Origin of the sequence: Burkholderia diffusa (assembly GCF_902499115.1) — a bacterium.
GTDB classification, from domain to species: domain Bacteria; phylum Pseudomonadota; class Gammaproteobacteria; order Burkholderiales; family Burkholderiaceae; genus Burkholderia; species Burkholderia diffusa.
This window is the reverse complement of sequence record NZ_CABVPN010000017.1, coordinates 152,854-171,096: the sequence shown is the minus strand read 5'-3', so window position 1 is coordinate 171,096 and position 18,243 is coordinate 152,854. Positions and strand designations below refer to the sequence as shown.

Genomic DNA, 18,243 nt, shown 5'->3' with positions numbered 1-18,243 from the left:
CAGCTCGCTTCCATCAAGCGCCCACACTTATCGGCTGTTAATTTTTAAAGAGCATTTCTGCGAGAAACCTGGAGTTTTTCAGCAGCGCTGCGTTTTCAGCAGCAGAGAAGCGAGATTATTAACCGTTTTTTAAAACTCGTCAACAACTTTTTTAACTACTTCGTTGCGACGACTGCGGTTTAATTTCGTGTGCACTGGAGTCGCTACAACCGATCCCAACCGCACCGCTTCTCTTCTTCCTCCGCGCTGCGTTTCCGTTAGCGCGAAAGAGGCGTGATTCTATGCACCTGCCACGGTCTCCGCAAGCACTTTGTGAAAATATTTTTACAAGCGGGCCCGGGACCATCGAGCCGCCCCACGGGTGGCCACGGAAGCCACTCGACTCGATCCGGGCGAGATAGCCTTTGAGCAACCTCACCCGCATCGAGCGTAACGCTGCGTCGCTCACCTCCCCACCATCGCCTTCACCACCCCATCCCGCCGAATCAACCCGTGATACAGCGCCGCCGCAAAGTGTGCGAGGAACGTCACGAAGAACAGGTAAGCCAACACCCGGTGCGCAACCCTGAGCCAGGCAAACGTCACCGGGTCGGCCGAGACCAGCGCCGGCAACTGCACGCCGCCACCCAGCGTCACCGGATACCCGCCCGCCGACAGCATCGCCCATCCGATCAGCGGCATCGCCAGCATCAGCGCGTACAGCGCGATATGCGACCCATGCGCGGCAACCTTCTGCCACCAGGGCAGATCCTCTGGCAACGCGGGCGGCTTCGACACGAACCGCACCACGATCCGCACGCAAACCAGCACCAGCACGGCAATCCCCAGCGGCTTGTGCAACGCCACCAGGAAATCGTGCCGCCCGGAAACCGATGCCACCATCCCCACCCCGATGAACAGCATCGCGACGATCATCGCGGCCATCACCCAATGCAGCAGCCTCGCCGGCAAGCTAAACGTCGTCGTAGCCTTCATCATCGTCCCTCCGCACTCAGTCGCGCCGCGCCGGCCACGCCGGCCTCTTCACTCGTCCGGCGCAGATACGAATCCGCATACGCCGCGGACCGCGCCGCCAGCAACGGATCCCCCGACACCCGAATCCCCTGCGGCAGCACCGTCGGGTCGTAATTGACGTCCCGGCACGGCCCGCTGTCCTGCGGCTCCACGCGATCGAGCACGAGCGTCCCCGCGTCGATCGTCGTCCGCTGCGCGGGCCAGGTCTTCGTCGCGTCGTCCACCGGGTCGCCGGGCTCGGCCAGCGTGACCAGCAGCTTCCACTTCTGCGCACCGTCCGCGATGCGCCGCGTCAGGTCCTGCTGCAACACGTTCGGATCCGCGGCCGTCGCGACGTCGCCGGCGCCCGTCATCTGCTCCGGCACGACGCGCCACCGCACCGCCTGGCGCTTGCCGGCAGCATCGACGAAGTAGAACGCGTTCAATCCGTAATAGCTTTCGGTGACGTAGCTCGCGCTCGGCTTCGCACCCTTCACCCATGCGCGGAACGCTGCCGTCTCCGGATGCGCGCCGAAAAACGCCTTCACCTTCGCCGGATCGGGCTTGCCCGTCGCCGGATCCGGCCGGGTCGCCAGCAACTGCGCGTAGAACGCCTTCGGCGTCGCCACCGGAAACACAGGCATCGCGTTCATCCCGGTCCGCCATTGCTGGCCGTCCGGTGCGGTGAGCTTCAGCGCGAGGCTGCGGATCGGCACGCTGCTGTCGGGCGCATAAGGATTCCCGCCCGGCAGCGCGAAGCGCCCGACCACCGGCGTGCGCACCGCCTTGAAGAACGGCGCGACCGAATACGCGCTCGCGGCGCCGTTGCCTTCGAAGTAACCGGTCACGCACACGCCCTTCGCGTGATTGCGCCGGAAGCCCGGATGCTCGCCGCCGGCCGTCTGCAGCGCGTCGACGAGCCGGTGCGGGGTCAGACGCGCCGGCGCAAGCCAGCCGCCGACATACCCGAACGACACGGCCACGCCGGCCACCGCGCCGCCGATCACGGCCCAGCGCCACCACCCGCGCCCGGGTTCGCTCGGCGGCGAAGAAGAGGAAGATTGCTTCATGGATGCACTCCCGATCGTCTGATCATTGTCGAACGCGTGTAGGACGCCACCCGCGCCGCTTTATTCCATGAAGAAATTTTTCGTATGCTGACGGAATAAGCGACGCCGACCGGCGTCCTACGCGGCATCTCCACGCTTATCGGCTCGCGCCCCGGCCATGCCCTCAAACGCCCCCGACGACGACGCATTGCGCGAACTCATCCCCAGGCTGCGACGCTTCGCGCTCTGGCTGGCGCGCGACGTCCACGCCGCCGACGATCTCGTCCAGTCGACGCTCGAGCGCGCGCTGTCGCGCTGGGCAAGCCGCCGCGACGACGCGTCGTTGCGCAGCTGGCTCTTCACGATCCTTTACCGGCAGTTTCTCGACGGCAAACGCAGCGCGAAGCGCTACGCATGGCTGCTCGGCCGCATTCGCGACGACGACGAAGCGCACTGGCCGTCCGCCGAACGTGAGGTGGCCGCACGCGCGACGCTCGAAGCGTTCGGCCGGCTCTCCGACGAGCAGCGCAGCCTGCTGCTGCTCGTCGCGGTCGAGGGCTTCACGTATCAGGAAGTCGCCGACCTGCTCGGCGTGCCGATCGGCACCGTGATGTCGCGACTCTCCCGCGCGCGCCAGGCGCTGCGCCAGCTCAGCGACGGCGAACTTCCCGCTCCTTCTCTCCGCGTGATGAAATGAACCACCTCCGTCCCGACGAACACGATCTCCAGGCCTATGTCGACGGCCAGCTCGACGACGACGCGCGCGCCGCGGTCGAGCGATATCTCGCGCTGCATCCGGAGCGTGCGGAACAGGTAAGGCAATGGCAGCAGGATGCGCAACGATTGCGGGCCGCGCTCGAGAGCGTGCGGATGCCCGGTCACAATCCTGAGCTCGATCCAGCTGCGATTCGGGCGAAGCGTGTGGAGCGCTCGCGGATGCGATTCGCGATGGCGGCTTCGTTCGTGTTCTGTATCGGGCTGGGGACGTTTGGCGGGTGGCAGGCGCATGGATGGAACGCGCCGCCTCCGATCGCGCCGATGAGCGATGCGGTCGAGGCTTACCGGATGATGGTCGTCGATCAAGCCGCGAAGGTGGATTTTCGGCCAACCCGTGCGGGAGATTTGCAAGGGTGGCTCACCAGACGCGTCGGCGCGTCGGCGCGGCTGCCGGATTTGAGTGCGGCCGGGTTCAGGCCGGTTGGCGGGCGGCTGTTTACGACGGACAGCGGGGCCACTGCCGCGATGGTGCTCTATGAGGACGATGCCGGGCGGACACTGAGCTTCTATCTCCGGCCGGCGGAATCGAAACACCGGCTGCTGCCGGCCGGGCAACGCGTGGATGGGCCGTTGCTCGCGCGGTACGGGTCGGTGAACGGGCTCAATTTCGCGGTGGTCGGGCCGGCCGGAAGCCTCGCGGAGAAAGCGATCGCGCAGGCGCTCGATCAGCAGACTTGATTGGTACGACGCGCGCGCGGCTGGTGATCGGTGGGCGGCCGTCGATGCCCCGAATGATGCGGCTTCTGACTTGTGCGTGCTTACTGTCACCACACGCTTGCACAGCGTTTCGACTGACTTTCGCGGTTTGTTGTCCACGTCGAAACAACACCGGCAGCCTCGCCCGATCGGAATCACTGGGTTTCGAGTTGCTGCGGAGCGGGATATCCACATCAATCATGTCGACACCGCGCGCGGTCATCGGTCGACTCGCTCAGCTTCGGCCTGCACAGTGTTTCGGGTTGTTTTGGCGTGCAATATCCACAACCGCAAGGTACCGCGAACATCTGCACCGAATTCGATTGCCGTATCCGTTGAGTGCACAGGCCTTCGAGTGATTTGACTTCTCGATATCCACAAGGCATCCACGACGACGGACCGCACCAGCACCGTCCGCATCGTCTGCTCTGTTCCGGCAGAGCCCTGCCAGACAAGACATTCGGGCTAACGTTGCCGTCTTCAGGCCGAGCAGCGTCGCGATATCGAGCTGGACGGAACCCCGATTGACCTTGTCGAAATTCAACCTGGTCATCCCTCTCCCCGAGGCACTCGTCCTCCTACCCTTCTTCCTGCCTTGCAATCAATTCCCTCAGGCATTCAGCACAAGTTGCCGTCAATAGACCGACAGCGGATTCCATCGACTCGTCATCGTCGAACCGATAGACGCCGCCTCCTGCATGCTTCCCGCCCAACGCCAGAATTTTCGTATCTTCGGATTCGAGCATGTAGCCCGGAAATTCGATTTCATCACGCACCAGCGTCGATGGCACGACCCGGTGCCTACTCTTGCCGTTGCTACGATCGTTGACGAGATCGGACACGGCCCGAGTCACGAGCTCACCTCCGACATGTCCGTGGTATGAACAATTCACCAGCGGCATCATTTCACCTTTGCCTTGAAACCCAGCTTTCCGAGATACCTCATCTGACCCAAGGGTCCCTGCGGAACATGGCGTGCCGACTTGATCGCAACGATAGTAGTACAGGTGAGCGTCCACCTCCGAGACCGGCCTTCAGCGCTCGCGTTTCTCTGACCAGCTAATCAGGCGTTGCAGGACCCGGAAGACCCTGCGCCGCGTCGTGTCGTCCGTCATGTCGCACGACGATGACGTGATTGTCATAACGGATCCTCGTACAACCGCGGCCACATCGGCCATGAGCCCCGCTACGCGGCCAGCAATATCCACCACCAGCGGTTCATTGACGAGGCCTGTCGAGAACCTGGCGACTTTACAGATGCGAGCGTTCGGGCTGGTCACTGGCTTCGACTTCGCGTGATTCATCCACCGCGCGCAGTGCATATCCTTCCCGGATCACAGTCGGCGGACTGTGCTTATCCAAAGGTGTTAACAGGGTTCGTATATATACGTAGTGATAGTTAACAAGCTCACCGCTCCACAGTGGATAACTTCCGTAACACCATGAATTTTCAACATGAAACAGAATGCATAACCACAGGTGATGCACAGGAAAATCGCTGTGCATCACAGAACAACTTTCCGCCGATTCACAGCCGCGGCGACATATCCTCAATCGTTCCACTGTGAATCCAGAGGCTTGCCGGACGGTTATCCATAGCGCGCTGTGGATAAGTTGTGGCGCCGGTCCGCCCGCTATCGAACCATGGCAATCAGATACAGCCCGCCGAGGATCATGGCGACGCCTCCCCATTGCGCGTACGACACACGCTCGCCGAAGAACACGATTCCAGCCAGAAAGACGAGCACGAACGTGAGCGCGGTAAACGGATATACGACGGTGAGCCCCGCCTTGCTCAACGCGAAGATCCAGAGCACCGTGCCCGCGCCGTAGCAAAGCAGCCCGCAGTGGGGATCAACCCGGATGCGATCGCAATTCGCTTCGCGCACGGTGCGCCGCCCATGCGCGCCATGCTCGATCGAATAAATTTCACAAAAGGGACTTGCGCACCTCCAAAACCCTCTCTATAATTCGCGGCTTCTTAGGCTCGTAGCTCAGTTGGTTAGAGCACCACCTTGACATGGTGGGGGTCGTTGGTTCGAATCCAATCGAGCCTACCAACGAACAAAAGAAGAGGTCTGGCAGCACGCATTGCCTACAGGCAATCCGGCTCGCCAACATACAAACGCCACGCGGCAACATCGCGTGGCGTTTTTCTTTTCGCGGCCGAAATCGTGCATGCCTGGGCGATGCGTCGTGCGGCAAGCAGCGGGTAATCGGCAAGGCAGGGCGTAGAGCCCCCGCTCGTCAAGCATCAATGCAGATGCTTCAACTTGTCAGGATTCCGCACGACATAGATCGCGACGATTTTTCCGTCTTCGATCTCGAGCGCCGTGGTCTGCAACTCGCCGTCGGCCTCCAGCGTGACGAAACCCGGCAACCCGTTGATGAACCCGGCTCGCACGAGCTTCGACGCATGCGTGGCGAACAGTTCGGCCAGGTATGCGTGGACCTTCATCACGCGCTCGAAGCCGAACACCGGCTTGCCCGCGGCCGCGCGCTTGCCGCCGCCGTCCGAATGCAGGCTCACGTCCTCGGCGAGCATCGCGCCGAGCGCGCGCATGTCGCCGCTGCGTGACGCCGCGAAGAACGCCTCGGCCAGCGCGATCCCGCGCTGCTTCTCGACATGAAACCGCGGCCGCGCCTCGCGCACATGCGTGCGCGCCCGCGCGGCGAGCTGCCGGCATGCGGCCGGGTCACGCTGGATCGTCGTCGCGATCTCGTCGAACTCGAGGCCGAACACGTCGTGCAGCAAAAACGCCGCACGTTCGAGCGGCGACAGCCGTTCGAGCGCGAGCATCAGCGGCAGCGTGACGTCCTCCTGTTCATCCTCCTCGACGACTGGCTCCGGCAGCCACGGGCCGATATAGGTCTCGCGCTGGTGCCGTGCGGACTTCAGCTGATCGAGGCACATGCGCATCACCATGCGGCGCAGGAACGCCTCGGGCACGCGCACCTCCGTGCGATCGACGCCCATCCAGCGGATGAACGCCTCCTGCACCATGTCCTCGGCGTCCGCGACGGAACCGAGCATCCGGTACGCGACGCGGATCAGCGTGCGACGCAGCGGATCGAAGCTCGCCGCTGCGTCGGCCCGGTCTTCGGCGCTGTCCGCGGCCGGATCGAGGCTGGTCATCAGGCCACCATCTTCGCGGCAGCGGCTTTCGCTTCAGCCGGATCGATCCACAGCCCGAAGCCGACGGCCAGCCGGTTCCAGCCGTTGATCACGTTGATCATCACCGTGAGTTTCACCTGCTCCTCCTGGCTGAAGTGGTCGTTGAGCACCGCATACGCGGCTTCGTGCGCGCCATGGCCCTCCGACAGCCGCGTGAGCGCGTCGGTCCAGCCGAGCGCCGCGCGTTCGCGGTCGGTGTAGCAGGGCGCTTCGCGCCACGCGGCCAGCAGATTGATGCGCTGCTCGGTCTCGCCTTGCTCGCGGGCCTCGACGGTGTGCATGTTAAGGCAGTTCGCACACGCGTTGATCTGCGACGCGCGGATCTTGACCAGCTCGATCAGCGTCGGCTCGAGGCTCCCGGCAGCGGCGACCGATACGGCCATCCAGTTCTTCATCAGCGCGGGGGCGGCGGCGAACGGATTGAGTTTCGCAGTCATGGTTCCTTCTCCTTTCGTGTGGGTTCCGGTGATATGACGAGCGAGGCCCCCGCGCGTGTGACATCGGCGCGAAAAATTTTTCAAAAGCCGGGAAGCGCACGGAGGGCAGGGCAGTTGAACATCGCACCGACGGCCGTGATGCCGGCGTGCGGATCGGGGCCGATATCGACCGCACGACGCCGTTGCGCCGGTGAACGCGGGTCGTCGACCTTTCATGCGTGCCGCGCGACTGTCATGAGGCGGCGGTAATGCCGACGCGCAGGCATGCCCATTGCGTTCCCCTGCCGGGCCCCGCCATCACGGGCATCGACGGTTCGCCAACGTCGCCGCTCGACGCGCGAGTGCTTTCATTTGTCTTTCGCACTTGTTTCGCCCGAAATCCGATTCGCGACGTTCACATTTCTGGCCCATACTGTTCTGCACGGGCAGATGATGTGACGCCGCACCAGCGGCCCGGCGCGCGCGCCGGCTGCCCGACATCGCAGCAATGAAGGTCGCACGCCAGCCGCGCGCATCCGAGCGCAAGGCTTTCCTTTTTCCGGCAACGCAACGCAGCGAATCGCGACGTGGACGGTAAACCGATGAGCCTCCTTGCATCCCAGCTTCAGCGCCGTTATCAGGACGTGCGCGCCCATAGTGTCGCGTTGACGGCGACGCTATCCGCCGAAGACCAGGCCGTGCAGTCGATGCCCGACGCGAGTCCGGTGAAATGGCATCTCGCGCATACGACCTGGTTCTTCGAAACCGTCGTACTGATGCGCCGCGTGGATGGCTACGCGCCGTTCGACGACGCATTCCAGTTCCTCTTCAATTCCTATTACGAAGCGCTCGGCCCGCGCCATCCGCGGCCGCAGCGCGGGCTGCTCACGCGTCCGTCGCTCGACGAGGTGAGTGCGTACCGTCAGTACGTCGACGACGCGATGCTGCGCGTGCTCGACGGCGCCGATCCGACGATGCTCGCCACGATCGCGCCCGAGATCGAACTCGGCCTGCATCACGAACAGCAGCATCAGGAGCTGATCGTCACGGACATGCTGCATGCGTTCTCGTGCAACCCGCTCAAGCCTGCGTTCCGGCCGCTCAATCGCGCCGATGGGCACGCGGCCCTGGCCGCGGGCGATGCCGGCCCGTTGCGCTGGCTGCATCAGCCGGGCGGGCTCGTCGAGATCGGCCACGACGGCGACGCGTTCTCGTTCGACAACGAACGGCCGCGCCATACGGCGCTCGTGCGTCCGTACGAGATCGCGAACCGTCTCGTGACGAATGCGGAATTCGCGGCCTTCATCGCGGACGGCGGCTACGCCCGCCCTGAATACTGGCTGTCGGACGGCTGGGCGACGGTGCAGCGGGAAGGCTGGCGAGGGCCCGCGTACTGGATTCCGGACGACGACGGTGGGCCGGAAGCCGTACACGCATGGCGTGCGTTCGGTCTGCACGGCGTGGAGCCGCTCGCGCCCGATGCGCCCGTGTGTCACGTGAGCTTCTACGAAGCGGCCGCGTACGCGGAGTGGGCCGGCGCACGCCTGCCGACCGAATTCGAATGGGAAGCCGCATTCGGCGCGGATGGTATTCAGCAGATGCTCGGGCACGTGTGGCAGTGGACCCGTTCGTCCTACGAGCCGTATCCGGGCTTTCGGCCGCTCGCGGGAGTCGCCGCCGAATACAACGGCAAGTTCATGGTTGGCCAGCAGGTCCTGCGCGGCAGCAGCGTCGCGACGCCGCCGGGGCACGAACGGCCGACGTACCGCAATTTCTTTCCGCCGGCCGCGCGCTGGCAATTCACGGGAGTGCGACTTGCGCGAGACGTCTGATCTGACGGCCACGAGCGGTGGCCTGCAACCCGCCCGCGATTCGCGGCCGAGCGCGTTCGAGCGCGACCTGATCGACGGACTGTCGCGCACGCCGCGCAGCATTTCGCCGAAATACTTCTACGATGCGGCCGGGTCGGCGTTGTTCGACAGCATCTGCGAGCTGCCCGAGTACTACCCGACGCGTACGGAACTCGGCATCCTGCGCGATCGCGCGGCCGAGATCGTGCGGCGCGTCGGCCCGCATGCGGACATCGTCGAATTCGGCGCGGGCTCGCTCGAGAAGATCCGCGTGCTGCTCGACGCGTGTGCGGACAACTACGCGAACGCGCCGGCGCGCTACGTGCCGATCGACATCTCGGCCGACTACCTGCACGGCGCCGCGGCGCGGCTGCGTGACGCGTATCCGTGGCTCGACGTCGCGCCGATCGCGGCCGACTACACGAAGGCCGAGCAACTGGCCGAACTGACGGAGACGCCGCGCCGGCGCATCGGCTTCTTCCCCGGCTCGACGATCGGCAACTTCTCGCCGGAGGAAGCCGACGCGTTCCTGCGCGACGCCGCGCGGCTGTTGCGCGGCGGCGGCCTGCTGGTCGGCGTGGATCTCGTGAAGGACGAGCGCACGCTGCATCGCGCGTACAACGACGCGCAGGGCGTGACCGCGCGGTTCAACCTGAACCTGCTTGCCCGCGCGAACGCGGAACTCGGCGCGGACTTCGATCTCGACGCGTTTTCGCATTGCGCGTTCTACGACCGCGAACGGCAGCGCATCGAGATGCATCTCGTCAGCGATATCGCGCAAACGGTGCACGTGCGCGGCCACGCGTTCCGCTTCGAGGCGGGCGAGCACATCCACACGGAGAACTCGCACAAGTTCACGATCGACGGCTTCCATGCGATCGCGCGCCGTGCGGGCTTCGAGCCCGACACCGTGTGGACCGACGCGGACAGCCTGTTCAGCGTGCACTGGCTGCGCAGCGTCGACGATATCCGCGCGTAACTTCGTTCGATTCGCGTGCGGCGTGCGGCGCCGGCGCGTTTTCCGGCAAAAATTCCCGACTTTACCGATTCGATGCGCCGTTGCAACGGCGTGTCGAATCGCCCGCCACCCTTGTCCTGCAACGCTTTGCACCCCGCCGTAAACGTCCGTTACCGGTCTCGCAGACCGGTTTCACCTGTGTCGGCGCCCGATGCCTAGACTCCGAACCGTAGTCACATGACGCACGACACGTGCAGGGAGTCGCGAAATGAGCAAGAAACTTATCCTCGGTGCAGTTCTCGGTGTAGCGGCGCTGGCAGCTTCGGGCGTCGCATCGGCCCACGTCGACCTGTCGGTCGGGATCGGTGTGCCAGGCGTCTATGCGGCGCCCGAGCCGGTCTACGTCGCGCCGCCGCCGCCGGTGATGTACGCGCCGGTGGGCTATCGCGACGACGACTGGCGTGCGCGTCAATGGCGTGAACACGAGTGGCGTCGCCGTGAATGGCGCGAGCACGAGTGGCGCGAGCGCGCCTGGCGTGACGGCGATGGCTGGCGCGGCCGCTGGAACTGAACCGGGCGGCCGGCTCACGAGAATACTGATCACGACGACAAGAGGAGAGTGATCGCATGATGCCCATTCGACACATCAGGTCGTGCGCAGCGGCCGCCGTCGTTGCGCTCGCAACGATCGGCAGCGCGCACGCGGCAGGCTGCATGAAGGGCGCGGTGGTGGGCGGCGTCGCCGGCCACTACGCGGGACATCACGCCGTGGTCGGTGCGGTCGGCGGCTGTATCGTCGGCCACCACATGGCGAAGAAGCACGAGCAGGAGATGGCGGCGCAGCGCAAGGCCGCCGCGCAGGGCGTGCAGCCGGCGCAGTAAGCGCGCTCACCGGCGGAAACGGCGCGACAGCGCCGTTCCCGCCTTTCATCTTGCTTCGTCCGACGACGGCCGGCCGCGCATTCCGCGCACGCATCCGGCATGTCGCACATTGATCCGACGAATGCGCATCACGCGCACCGTTACGATCATTTACAACGTCGAGTCGCGCGGAAATCGCGTGTTCCTAGAATGCAATCATCCGAACACGCTCCAGGGAGCAAACAATGAAAACGCAACGATATCTGTCCGTACTGGCCGCCGCGCTCCTCGCACTCGGTGCCGTTTCCGCGAATGCCGCGGCCGGTGGCAACGGTGGGGGCAACGGCGGTGGTCATGGCGCTGGCGGCATGGGCGGCAACGCCGGCGGCATGTCCGGCGGCCATATGAGCGGCGAAGCGCTGAGCAACTCGAACGGCTTCCGCTCGGGCGACCGCGACAAGGGCCTCGCGCGTGCAGCCGACCGCTCCGACACGATCGCCGATCGTGCAGGCACGCAGCCGGGCCACGGTCATGGGCACACGCACGGCCATACCGCGCATGCGTCGACGTCCACGCATCACGCACATCGCAACGCGTTCGGCCGCACGCTGTAACTGCGGCGCACGCATGTTGAGGAAGGGCGCTTCGGCGCCCTTTTTTCATGGCGGTGGCGAAACGGAGGTGTCGCGCGCCGGCGTCGCATCGACCCCGATTTGCAACCACCCGTAACGACGCGCACGAACCCGCGAGGATACGAATCGCTTTCATTCGGATGACAAACGGATTCGCCGTAACCGGATCGATGAAATGAAAAAAGGGCGGCTCGTCGCCGCCCTTCGTTTCAGCGTCCCGCGCCCGCCAGGGGCGCGACGGCTGCAACCGGCTCGAACAACGCATCGGCCTGCCTGACGCGCACGAACCGCGCGGCCTCTCCGCCGTCCACCAGCGCACGGAAATGCGCCTCGCCGCACACGAGCTTCGCGCGCTCGTGCTCGCTCGTCACGTCGCCGTCGGCATTCGGCGTATCGACGACGAAATACAGCCGCTCGCCGCCGTCCTGCTCCGCGAGCACCGCCCAGTCCGGGTGATAGCTGCCGAGCGGTGTCGGCACGCGGAACCACGCGGGCAGTTTCGCGTACAGCTTCACGCCGTCGTGCACTTCGAGCGCATCGGCGAATGCACGCTCCGCGTCGGTCTCGCACACGACGGCCTCGTGGATCGACTTGCGCGCATCGGGCCGCAGGTTGCGCAGGTAGCCGGTCAGCGCCTCGCTCTCGAACGACTCGAGCGCATGCACGTGGCGCTCGCCAAGCTTGCGGTACGCGATGCCCGCAACCAGCGCGAGCCGCTTGCAGCGGTTGATCGCATCGGCTGCCAGCGCGATGAACTGCTGCGGATTCACGCGGAAGTCGTCGAGCCGGCCGCTGTCGGCCAGAATCGTCGCGAGAGAGCGGCGCGTGAGCTGCGTGCGGTCCTGCAGTTCGGTGAGCAGGTCGGGAAGCGGCAACTCGCCTTCGTCGATCAGCACCGTGCCGGCGCCCGCCACCTCGATCGCTTCGATGCCGGCCTTGCCGATATCGATCTCGGCCTTGCGCCACTGCAGCCGTGCGCGCGCGATGTCCGGCGCGTCGCGCAGCGCGGCCGTGCAATCGCGCACGAGCTTCGCGTTGTCGAACTCGACGCTGTACACGGTGCGATGGCGGATGCGGTCCCACAACGCCCGGAAGTCGTCGCCGAACACGACGGCCTTGCCCGACGCATCGCGCCGCAACGCGATCGCGCGACGCTCGTCCGCATTGCGCACCGCGAAGCGGCCCGACAGCTTGCGCAGCGTCGCGACGATCGGCGCGCGCAGCGACTCGAACGCGTCGGGCAGCACGAGCGCGCTCTGGCGCAGCGCATCCTTCAGCCGGTCGAGCACCTTGCCCTGCGCGTCGACGTAGCCCTGCTCATGCAGATGCGTCCACAGCGCGCGCGACAGCTCGATGCCGAGCGCGTGCGCGGGCCCGTCGCCTTCCTGCACCGGCAGTGCCGCGAACTGGTGTTCCTCGACGATCCCGAAACGAATGCCCGTATCGGCCTCGATTTCCTTCTGCAGGTTCTCCGCGAACGACTCGTAGCGCTCGGTCGCGATCACGGTGAGCGTGTTCACGCCCGGGTCGCGCACGCGTTCGCCGTCCTGGTCGACCGCGAGGCGCAGCCCGCGGCCGAGCGTCTGGCGCCGCTCGCGTTCGGTCTGGATGTCGCGCAGCGTGCAGATCTGGAACACGTTCGGGTTGTCCCAGCCTTCCTTCAGCGCCGAGTGCGAGAAGATGAACTTCAGCGGCGTGTCGAACGACAGCAGCGCTTCCTTCTCGCGCATGATGAGGCCGTATGCGCGCTCCGCGTTCTCGCGCGCCGCGGCGCTGCTTTCGCTCGTGTCGGTCCAGCCGCCCTTGCGGTCGATCGAGAAGTAACCGTTGTGCGCGCGCTCGACTTCGAGCGCGACGTCGACGCCGTCGAACAGCGCACGGTAGGCCGGCACGCGCGCCGCGCGCGCATATTCCTCTTCGAAGATCAGCGCGTAGTCGCCCTTCACGGGCATCCCGTTCTCGTCGTAGCGGCGATAGCGCTCGACCGAATCGACGAAGAACAGCGACAGCACCTTCACACCACGCTCGGCCAGACGCAATTCCTTGTCGAGGTGCTCGCGGATCGTGCGGCGGATCATCTCGCGCTGCACGGCGAGCGTGTCGATGTCGCCGAACGCCTCGCCGAGCGACAGGAACGCCTCGCCTTCCGGATGGCGCAGCTCGACGTATTCGGCACCCTTCACCGCATGCACTTCGCCGATCCGCAGCCCCGCGTACAGCGCGCGCTTGGTCAGGCGTTCAAGATCGTCGCCGTCGGTCGCCGACACGATCTGGCGCTTCACGCCGGCCGCGGTCGCGACGTCGAGCTCGATGCGCGCGCTGATCGCGCCGCGCCGGTTCGACACGCTGACAAGCCGCACGTACGGCTTGTTGTGCGCGTCCTCGACGATCGCCGACGCGATCTCGATCTGCTTGACGAGCTTGCGCTCGTACGCGTCGACCGCGTCGAGCCGGTACACCATGTGGTGGCGGTCGACGTGCGTCGCCGAATAACGCAGCGTGCAGAGCGGCGCCATCGCGGCGAGCGCTTCGCGCCCGCGCCCCTCGAGCCCGCCGTCGACGCTTTGCGGCTCGTCGACGATCACGATCGGCCGCGTCGCGCGGATGAGGTCGATCGGCTTCTCGCCGCCGGTCTTCTCGCTGTCCTTGTAGAGGTTGTTGATCTCTTTCTTGTTGATCGCGGCGACCGTCATCACCATGATCTGGATCGCCGCGCTCGCCGCGAAGTGGCGCACCTGGCCGAGCTTCGCGGAGTCGTACAGGAAGTAGTCGTACGGCACGCCCGCGTACAGCGCGCGGAAATGGTCCTCGGTGATCGAAAGCGTCTTGTGCACGCCTTCCTTGATCGCGATCGACGGCACGACGATCACGAACTTCGTGAAGCCGTAGCGGCGGTTCAGCTCGAAGATCGTGCGCAGGTACACGTAGGTCTTGCCGGTGCCGGTCTCCATCTCGACGGTGAAGTCGCGTGAGCCGGGCAAGCCGGACGGCGGCAGCCCGCCGCGCAGCTGCACGTCGGCGAGATTGCGCGCGAGCGCGTCGTCGGTCAGCGACAGCCGGTTGCCGACGCCTTGCTCCGACACCGCGAAGCCGAGCGAGCCTTGAGCCGCGGCCGTGGTGCCGGGCGCGGCGTTCGCGAGCACGCTGAAGTCGCCGCGATACGATTCCTGGCCGCGAAACAGGTCGCAGACGGCGTCGATCGCCTCGCGCTGGTAGTCGAGATCCGCTTCGAAATGCAGCCGCATCACAGGCTCCGCACGCGCTTCACGCCATGCTGTTCGAGCAGCGCGGCGAGATTGAGCTTCGCGACGTCGTCGACGAAGCCGCTGTCGCGGAACAGGCACGTGACATCGCGCGTCGCGCCGGTCGCGTCGAGCAGTTCGACGATGCCGTCGGCGAGCGGGCCCGCGTCGTCGCGCGAAATGCGCGCATCGAAGCACGCGACGATCGAGCGGCCGATCAGGTGCACGGTCTTGCCTGCGATCGCGTGATGCTCGACCGGCGTGCACAGGTCGAGGCCGAGCTTCAGCGTCAGCTCGGCGAGCAGGTCGTCCTCGCTGCGGCCGGTCTTCACGTGCTCGACGGACGCGAAGAGCGCATGGTCGAAGTCGTCGCGGCGCGGATCCCACTCGATCACGTTGGTGGTGTCGAGCCGGTACACGCGAAAGCCCAGGTCGCCATAGCTTTCCGGATAGTCGCGCGCCACTTGCTGGGCCGCGCGACGCAGGCGCTCCTTCGTGATTTCGGCGAGCGTCGGCGGCTTCTTCAGCTTCGCGCAGAAATCGGCGGCCGCCAGCTGCGTCTTGTCGCGGCGGTCGAGCGCCTCGGGCAATTGCACGAGGATGTAGCGGCGTGCGCCGCCGTCGGTCGCGTTCACCTGCATCACCGCGTGGCCGGTCGAGCCGGAGCCGGCGAAGCAGTCGAGCACGATGTCGTCGCCGCGCGTGCACCAGCCGATCACGGCCGCCGCGAAATCGACCGGCTTCGGCTGGTCGAACGGGATGCCGAGCGTCTTCAGCAGCGCGTCGTCGGAACCGGCGAACGGCAGCACCGACGGCACGTTCTCGTACATGTTCTCGTCGAGGTAGTAGATCCGCTGCGGCTGCGTGGTTTCATCCGGACCGAATTCGATCTGGCCGCGCTCGATCAGCGCCTGCATCGTCGCGGGCGGGTTGCGCCAGCCGCGCGCCGGCATCGCGCACGGCTTGCCGGTGACCGGGTGGATCAGCGGCGTGAAATACTCTTCCGGCGCCTTCTTCTTGTTCGGCCATGCCATCGACACGAGGCGGTACACGCGCCCGTCGGCCGACAGCCGGTCGTACATCACCTCGCCGCCCGACAGGTTGGTCTGCGCCTTCATCCATGCGCGGTAGGCCTTTTGCGCATCCTTCACGTTGCCGCTGCGGTACACCGCGTCGTGCGCGGCATCCAGCATGCGCTGCGCGTTGCGCTTCGGGCGCCTCAGCGGCGCCTGCTCGAGCAGCGTCTCGGCGTTGCGCGCGAACAGCACCAGCGACTCGTGCTGGTACGCGACGCCGCGCGCATCGCCCTTCGGGTTGCGCTTGTCCCACACGGCCACCCCGAGCTCGTTCTCCTCGCCGAAGATCTCGCGCAGCATCAGCACGAGCGCATGCACTTCATGCTCGTCGATGTGCACGGCGATCAGCCCCTCGTCGGACAGCAGCGCATGCGCGAGCTTCAGGCGCGGATACATCATGTTCAGCCAGTCGGTGTGGAACCGGCCGTTCGCCTCGGTGTTGGTGCTGCGCTTCACGCCGCCTTCGGTCTGGCCCGTCATCGACAGGTAGTGGCGGATGCTGTCGCTGAAGTCGTCCGGATAGACGAAATCGCTGCCCGTGTTGTACGGCGGGTCGATGTAGACGAGCTTCACCTTGCCCGCGTAGCTCTTGTGCAGCAGCTTCATCACGTCGAGGTTGTCGCCCTCGATCACGAGATGGCGCGTGTCGTCCCACGCGACGCTGTCGCCGGGGCACGGACGCAGCGTGCCCGTCGACGGCGTGAGCGCGGCCTGGCGCGCGCTGCGCTTGCCGTGCCAGTGGAAGCCGTAGCGCTCGTCGGCGTCGCCGACGGTGCGCTCGCCGACCAGCGCCTTCAGCGCGTCGACGTCGACCGACGCGCCGTCCGGGCCTTCGGTCACGAGTTCGGGGAACAGCGCCTTCAGGCGCGCGACGTTGTCGGCGGTGAAATCCGTCGACATCGCCTGCGGGCTCGCCGCATCGAGTTTCTGCATCGTTTTTTCCATCGGAGCCCGGCCGTGTGCGCCAGGACGTCGGGCGCACTCACGGCACCGGCGGCAATGGCCACCCGGGCAAACCCGAAACGCTAGCGAGTCGGTCGGCGCAGGTCAAGCACCGATGTGAGGCGATCGTGCGGGCATCGGCCGCGATCGCCCGTCCGACGGGCCGCAGCGGCTTCGGGCCGGGTTGTCGCGGCGCCGCGCACATGGGGCTTCCGGGATACCCCGCACCGGCCGACAACGACGAAAAAAGGGCACGTTCAGCGCAATGCGCCGGCGTGCCCGTATGGAGAATCCCGAACGAAGGTACGGCCGGGGCGCGCCCCGGCCGCGGGGTCAGAAACGCGTGCGGATGCCCGAGGTCAGTTCGAGCTGGTTCTTCGCGCCGAACGTCGACGACACCGTGTAGCCGCCATGCAGCTTCATGTAGTCGCCGGCCAGGTACAGCTCGGTGCGCTTGCTCAGGTGATAGAACACCGACCCGTAGATCGTCTCCTTGAAGCCGTTGCCGACGCCGTTCGTCAGGCTGAACGCACCGAGGTTCGCGTTCGGCACGAAGCCGTCCGAGTTGTATGCGGCGTTCTTGACGCGCATCTGCTGGTAGCCGAGCTCGTAATCGAGCGGGCCCTTCGGCGCGATCTTCATCGACACGGTCCACGAATCGTCGTGCCGCTGGCCCAGCGAGCCTTGGTCACCGTTGTAGCGGAAGTAGCCGGCATTCAGGCGCACGATGCTGAACGCGTAGTTGCCGCCGACGGAGAACGTCTGGTTCGTGAAGCCGCCGTGATTCACGTGGTTGTAGAAGCCCGACACGGCGAATGGGCCGCCGTTGTAGCCGAGCGCGACCTGGTACGCGGAGCCGGTCGCGAACGCGGTCGAGTTGCTGAACTGGTAGCCGGCGCTCGCGAAGATGCCGTTGCTGAACAGCTTCTTCCACGCGAGGCCGTTGTTGTAGCGCGTGCCGGTCGGGCCGGCCGCGTAGAAGATCATCTGCTTGAAGTTGTTCGAGTTGGTCCAGCCGCCTTCCTCGGTCGTGAGCTTCGCGGAACCGTACGCGTCGCCGTAGATCGCCGATGCGTCGCGTGCGATCGTGTTCTGGAAGCCGGCCGTCAGCTTGCCGAAACGCTCGTCCTCGACGCCGACCCACGCGTCGCGGTCGAAGATCTGGCCTTCGTCTTCCATCTGGCCGTTCGCGACCACGTATTCGCTTTCGAGGCGGAAGATGATCTTCGTGCCGCCGCCGATGTCCTCGGCGCCTCGCAGGCCCCAGCGGCTGCCGCTGAACCACGGTTCGCCTTCGTTGCCCATGCCGATCACGTGATTGCCGTTCGCGTCGGCGTGGGTACGATAGGTCGGAAAGCTCAGGTCCATCAGGCCATAGAGCTGCACGCTCGATTGCGCGTGCGCCTGGGTGCCGGCGCACAGGCCTGCCGCCGCGATGGAAAGGGCAAGGGTTTTTCGTTTCAAGATCGTCTCCTCCGAGCTGCCGCATTGAAATCTGTTCGTTGGCAGTACGTAATGTATGCCGGTTGTTGCCGGCCACAGCGAGGGGGCCGGCGTGTAGCATCGTAGAGGGTGC

At 65.7% G+C, this 18,243-nt stretch carries 16 protein-coding genes and 1 tRNA gene; 8 read left to right on the top strand and 9 right to left on the bottom strand.

What is annotated here, in order from left to right:
• Positions 1-444: 444 nt before the first annotated feature.
• Both BTE28158_RS18975 and BTE28158_RS18970 read right to left on the bottom strand, forming a co-directional pair.
• A complete protein-coding gene (locus tag BTE28158_RS18975; protein ID WP_151048950.1) occupies positions 445-978 on the bottom strand; it encodes a cytochrome b in 534 nt (177 codons plus the stop codon).
• A complete protein-coding gene (locus BTE28158_RS18970) occupies positions 975-2,063 on the bottom strand; it encodes a catalase family peroxidase (protein ID WP_151048951.1) in 1,089 nt (362 codons plus the stop codon). Before BTE28158_RS18970 ends, BTE28158_RS18975 begins: the two co-directional genes overlap by 4 nt.
• A 157-nt stretch (positions 2,064-2,220) precedes the next feature.
• On the opposite strand from BTE28158_RS18970, the gene BTE28158_RS18965 reads away from it, so the two are divergent.
• Both BTE28158_RS18965 and BTE28158_RS18960 read left to right on the top strand, forming a co-directional pair.
• The gene (locus BTE28158_RS18965; RefSeq protein WP_124627827.1) at positions 2,221-2,739 is read left to right on the top strand and encodes a sigma-70 family RNA polymerase sigma factor; all 519 of its coding nucleotides are present in this window, start codon (positions 2,221-2,223) and stop codon (positions 2,737-2,739) included.
• Positions 2,736-3,497: an anti-sigma factor family protein gene (locus BTE28158_RS18960; RefSeq protein ID WP_151048952.1), complete on the top strand. Its 762-nt coding sequence runs from the start codon at positions 2,736-2,738 to the stop codon at positions 3,495-3,497. Before BTE28158_RS18965 ends, BTE28158_RS18960 begins: the two co-directional genes overlap by 4 nt.
• Before the next feature lie 596 nt (positions 3,498-4,093).
• On the opposite strand, the gene BTE28158_RS18955 is transcribed toward BTE28158_RS18960, so the two are convergent.
• Both BTE28158_RS18955 and BTE28158_RS18950 read right to left on the bottom strand, forming a co-directional pair.
• Positions 4,094-4,357, bottom strand: coding sequence for a hypothetical protein (locus BTE28158_RS18955; RefSeq protein WP_244108003.1), 264 nt, complete (start codon positions 4,355-4,357; stop codon positions 4,094-4,096).
• A gap of 792 nt (positions 4,358-5,149) precedes the next feature.
• A complete protein-coding gene (locus BTE28158_RS18950) occupies positions 5,150-5,404 on the bottom strand; it encodes an EamA family transporter (RefSeq protein WP_244108002.1) in 255 nt (84 codons plus the stop codon).
• A 94-nt stretch (positions 5,405-5,498) separates the two neighbouring features.
• On the opposite strand from BTE28158_RS18950, the gene BTE28158_RS18945 reads away from it, so the two are divergent.
• Positions 5,499-5,575 (top strand) — tRNA-Val (locus BTE28158_RS18945).
• A gap of 194 nt (positions 5,576-5,769) precedes the next feature.
• On the opposite strand, the gene BTE28158_RS18940 is transcribed toward BTE28158_RS18945, so the two are convergent.
• Together BTE28158_RS18940 and BTE28158_RS18935 are read right to left on the bottom strand one after the other, a co-directional pair.
• On the bottom strand, positions 5,770-6,651 hold the full coding sequence (locus BTE28158_RS18940) for a sigma-70 family RNA polymerase sigma factor (protein WP_151048954.1): 882 nt from the start codon (positions 6,649-6,651) through the stop codon (positions 5,770-5,772).
• Entirely contained in the window at positions 6,651-7,127 is a 477-nt protein-coding gene (locus BTE28158_RS18935) for a carboxymuconolactone decarboxylase family protein (RefSeq protein ID WP_124893300.1), read from the bottom strand. Before BTE28158_RS18935 ends, BTE28158_RS18940 begins: the two co-directional genes overlap by 1 nt.
• Before the next feature lie 581 nt (positions 7,128-7,708).
• On the opposite strand from BTE28158_RS18935, the gene egtB reads away from it, so the two are divergent.
• The 5 genes from egtB to BTE28158_RS18910 all read left to right on the top strand — a co-directional run bounded on the left by egtB (position 7,709) and on the right by BTE28158_RS18910 (position 11,389).
• Positions 7,709-8,938, top strand: coding sequence for an ergothioneine biosynthesis protein EgtB (egtB, locus tag BTE28158_RS18930; RefSeq protein WP_151048955.1), 1,230 nt, complete (start codon positions 7,709-7,711; stop codon positions 8,936-8,938).
• The gene (gene egtD, locus BTE28158_RS18925; protein WP_059602217.1) at positions 8,922-9,935 is read left to right on the top strand and encodes an L-histidine N(alpha)-methyltransferase; all 1,014 of its coding nucleotides are present in this window, start codon (positions 8,922-8,924) and stop codon (positions 9,933-9,935) included. Before egtB ends, egtD begins: the two co-directional genes overlap by 17 nt.
• Before the next feature lie 247 nt (positions 9,936-10,182).
• Complete coding sequence (locus tag BTE28158_RS18920) at positions 10,183-10,485, top strand: hypothetical protein (RefSeq protein ID WP_059448027.1); 303 nt, start codon at positions 10,183-10,185, stop codon at positions 10,483-10,485.
• Between the two features lie 56 nt (positions 10,486-10,541).
• Entirely contained in the window at positions 10,542-10,796 is a 255-nt protein-coding gene (locus tag BTE28158_RS18915) for a hypothetical protein (protein ID WP_124627843.1), read from the top strand.
• Between the two features lie 224 nt (positions 10,797-11,020).
• Complete coding sequence (locus BTE28158_RS18910) at positions 11,021-11,389, top strand: hypothetical protein (protein WP_059602214.1); 369 nt, start codon at positions 11,021-11,023, stop codon at positions 11,387-11,389.
• A gap of 227 nt (positions 11,390-11,616) precedes the next feature.
• Here BTE28158_RS18910 and BTE28158_RS18905 read toward each other — a convergent pair whose 3' ends face one another.
• From BTE28158_RS18905 to BTE28158_RS18895, 3 genes are all read right to left on the bottom strand, one after another.
• Positions 11,617-14,652, bottom strand: a complete 3,036-nt coding sequence (locus BTE28158_RS18905) for a type III restriction-modification system endonuclease (protein ID WP_151048956.1) — start codon at positions 14,650-14,652, stop codon at positions 11,617-11,619.
• A complete protein-coding gene (locus BTE28158_RS18900) occupies positions 14,652-16,658 on the bottom strand; it encodes a site-specific DNA-methyltransferase (protein ID WP_174920014.1) in 2,007 nt (668 codons plus the stop codon). The genes BTE28158_RS18905 and BTE28158_RS18900 overlap by 1 nt, the downstream gene beginning before the upstream one ends.
• Positions 16,659-17,000: 342 nt before the next feature.
• Positions 17,001-18,131 (bottom strand): porin, encoded by a 1,131-nt coding sequence (locus tag BTE28158_RS18895; protein WP_151048958.1) that lies wholly within the window; start codon positions 18,129-18,131, stop codon positions 17,001-17,003.
• Positions 18,132-18,243 lie beyond the last annotated feature (112 nt).

Bases quoted from the DNA above. Each gene is read 5' to 3' on its own strand.
- BTE28158_RS18920 (WP_059448027.1), top strand. From the start codon at position 10,183: ATGAGCAAGAAACTTATCCTCGGTGCAGTTCTCGGTGTAGCGGCGCTG.
- BTE28158_RS18965 (WP_124627827.1), top strand. From the start codon at position 2,221: ATGCCCTCAAACGCCCCCGACGACGACGCATTGCGCGAACTCATCCCC.
- BTE28158_RS18940 (WP_151048954.1), bottom strand. From the start codon at position 6,651: ATGACCAGCCTCGATCCGGCCGCGGACAGCGCCGAAGACCGGGCCGAC.
- BTE28158_RS18910 (WP_059602214.1), top strand. From the start codon at position 11,021: ATGAAAACGCAACGATATCTGTCCGTACTGGCCGCCGCGCTCCTCGCA.
- BTE28158_RS18915 (WP_124627843.1), top strand. From the start codon at position 10,542: ATGATGCCCATTCGACACATCAGGTCGTGCGCAGCGGCCGCCGTCGTT.
- BTE28158_RS18935 (WP_124893300.1), bottom strand. From the start codon at position 7,127: ATGACTGCGAAACTCAATCCGTTCGCCGCCGCCCCCGCGCTGATGAAG.
- BTE28158_RS18960 (WP_151048952.1), top strand. From the start codon at position 2,736: ATGAACCACCTCCGTCCCGACGAACACGATCTCCAGGCCTATGTCGAC.
- BTE28158_RS18975 (WP_151048950.1), bottom strand. From the start codon at position 978: ATGATGAAGGCTACGACGACGTTTAGCTTGCCGGCGAGGCTGCTGCAT.
- BTE28158_RS18905 (WP_151048956.1), bottom strand. From the start codon at position 14,652: ATGCGGCTGCATTTCGAAGCGGATCTCGACTACCAGCGCGAGGCGATC.
- BTE28158_RS18970 (WP_151048951.1), bottom strand. From the start codon at position 2,063: ATGAAGCAATCTTCCTCTTCTTCGCCGCCGAGCGAACCCGGGCGCGGG.
- egtB (WP_151048955.1), top strand. From the start codon at position 7,709: ATGAGCCTCCTTGCATCCCAGCTTCAGCGCCGTTATCAGGACGTGCGC.
- BTE28158_RS18900 (WP_174920014.1), bottom strand. From the start codon at position 16,658: ATGCAGAAACTCGATGCGGCGAGCCCGCAGGCGATGTCGACGGATTTC.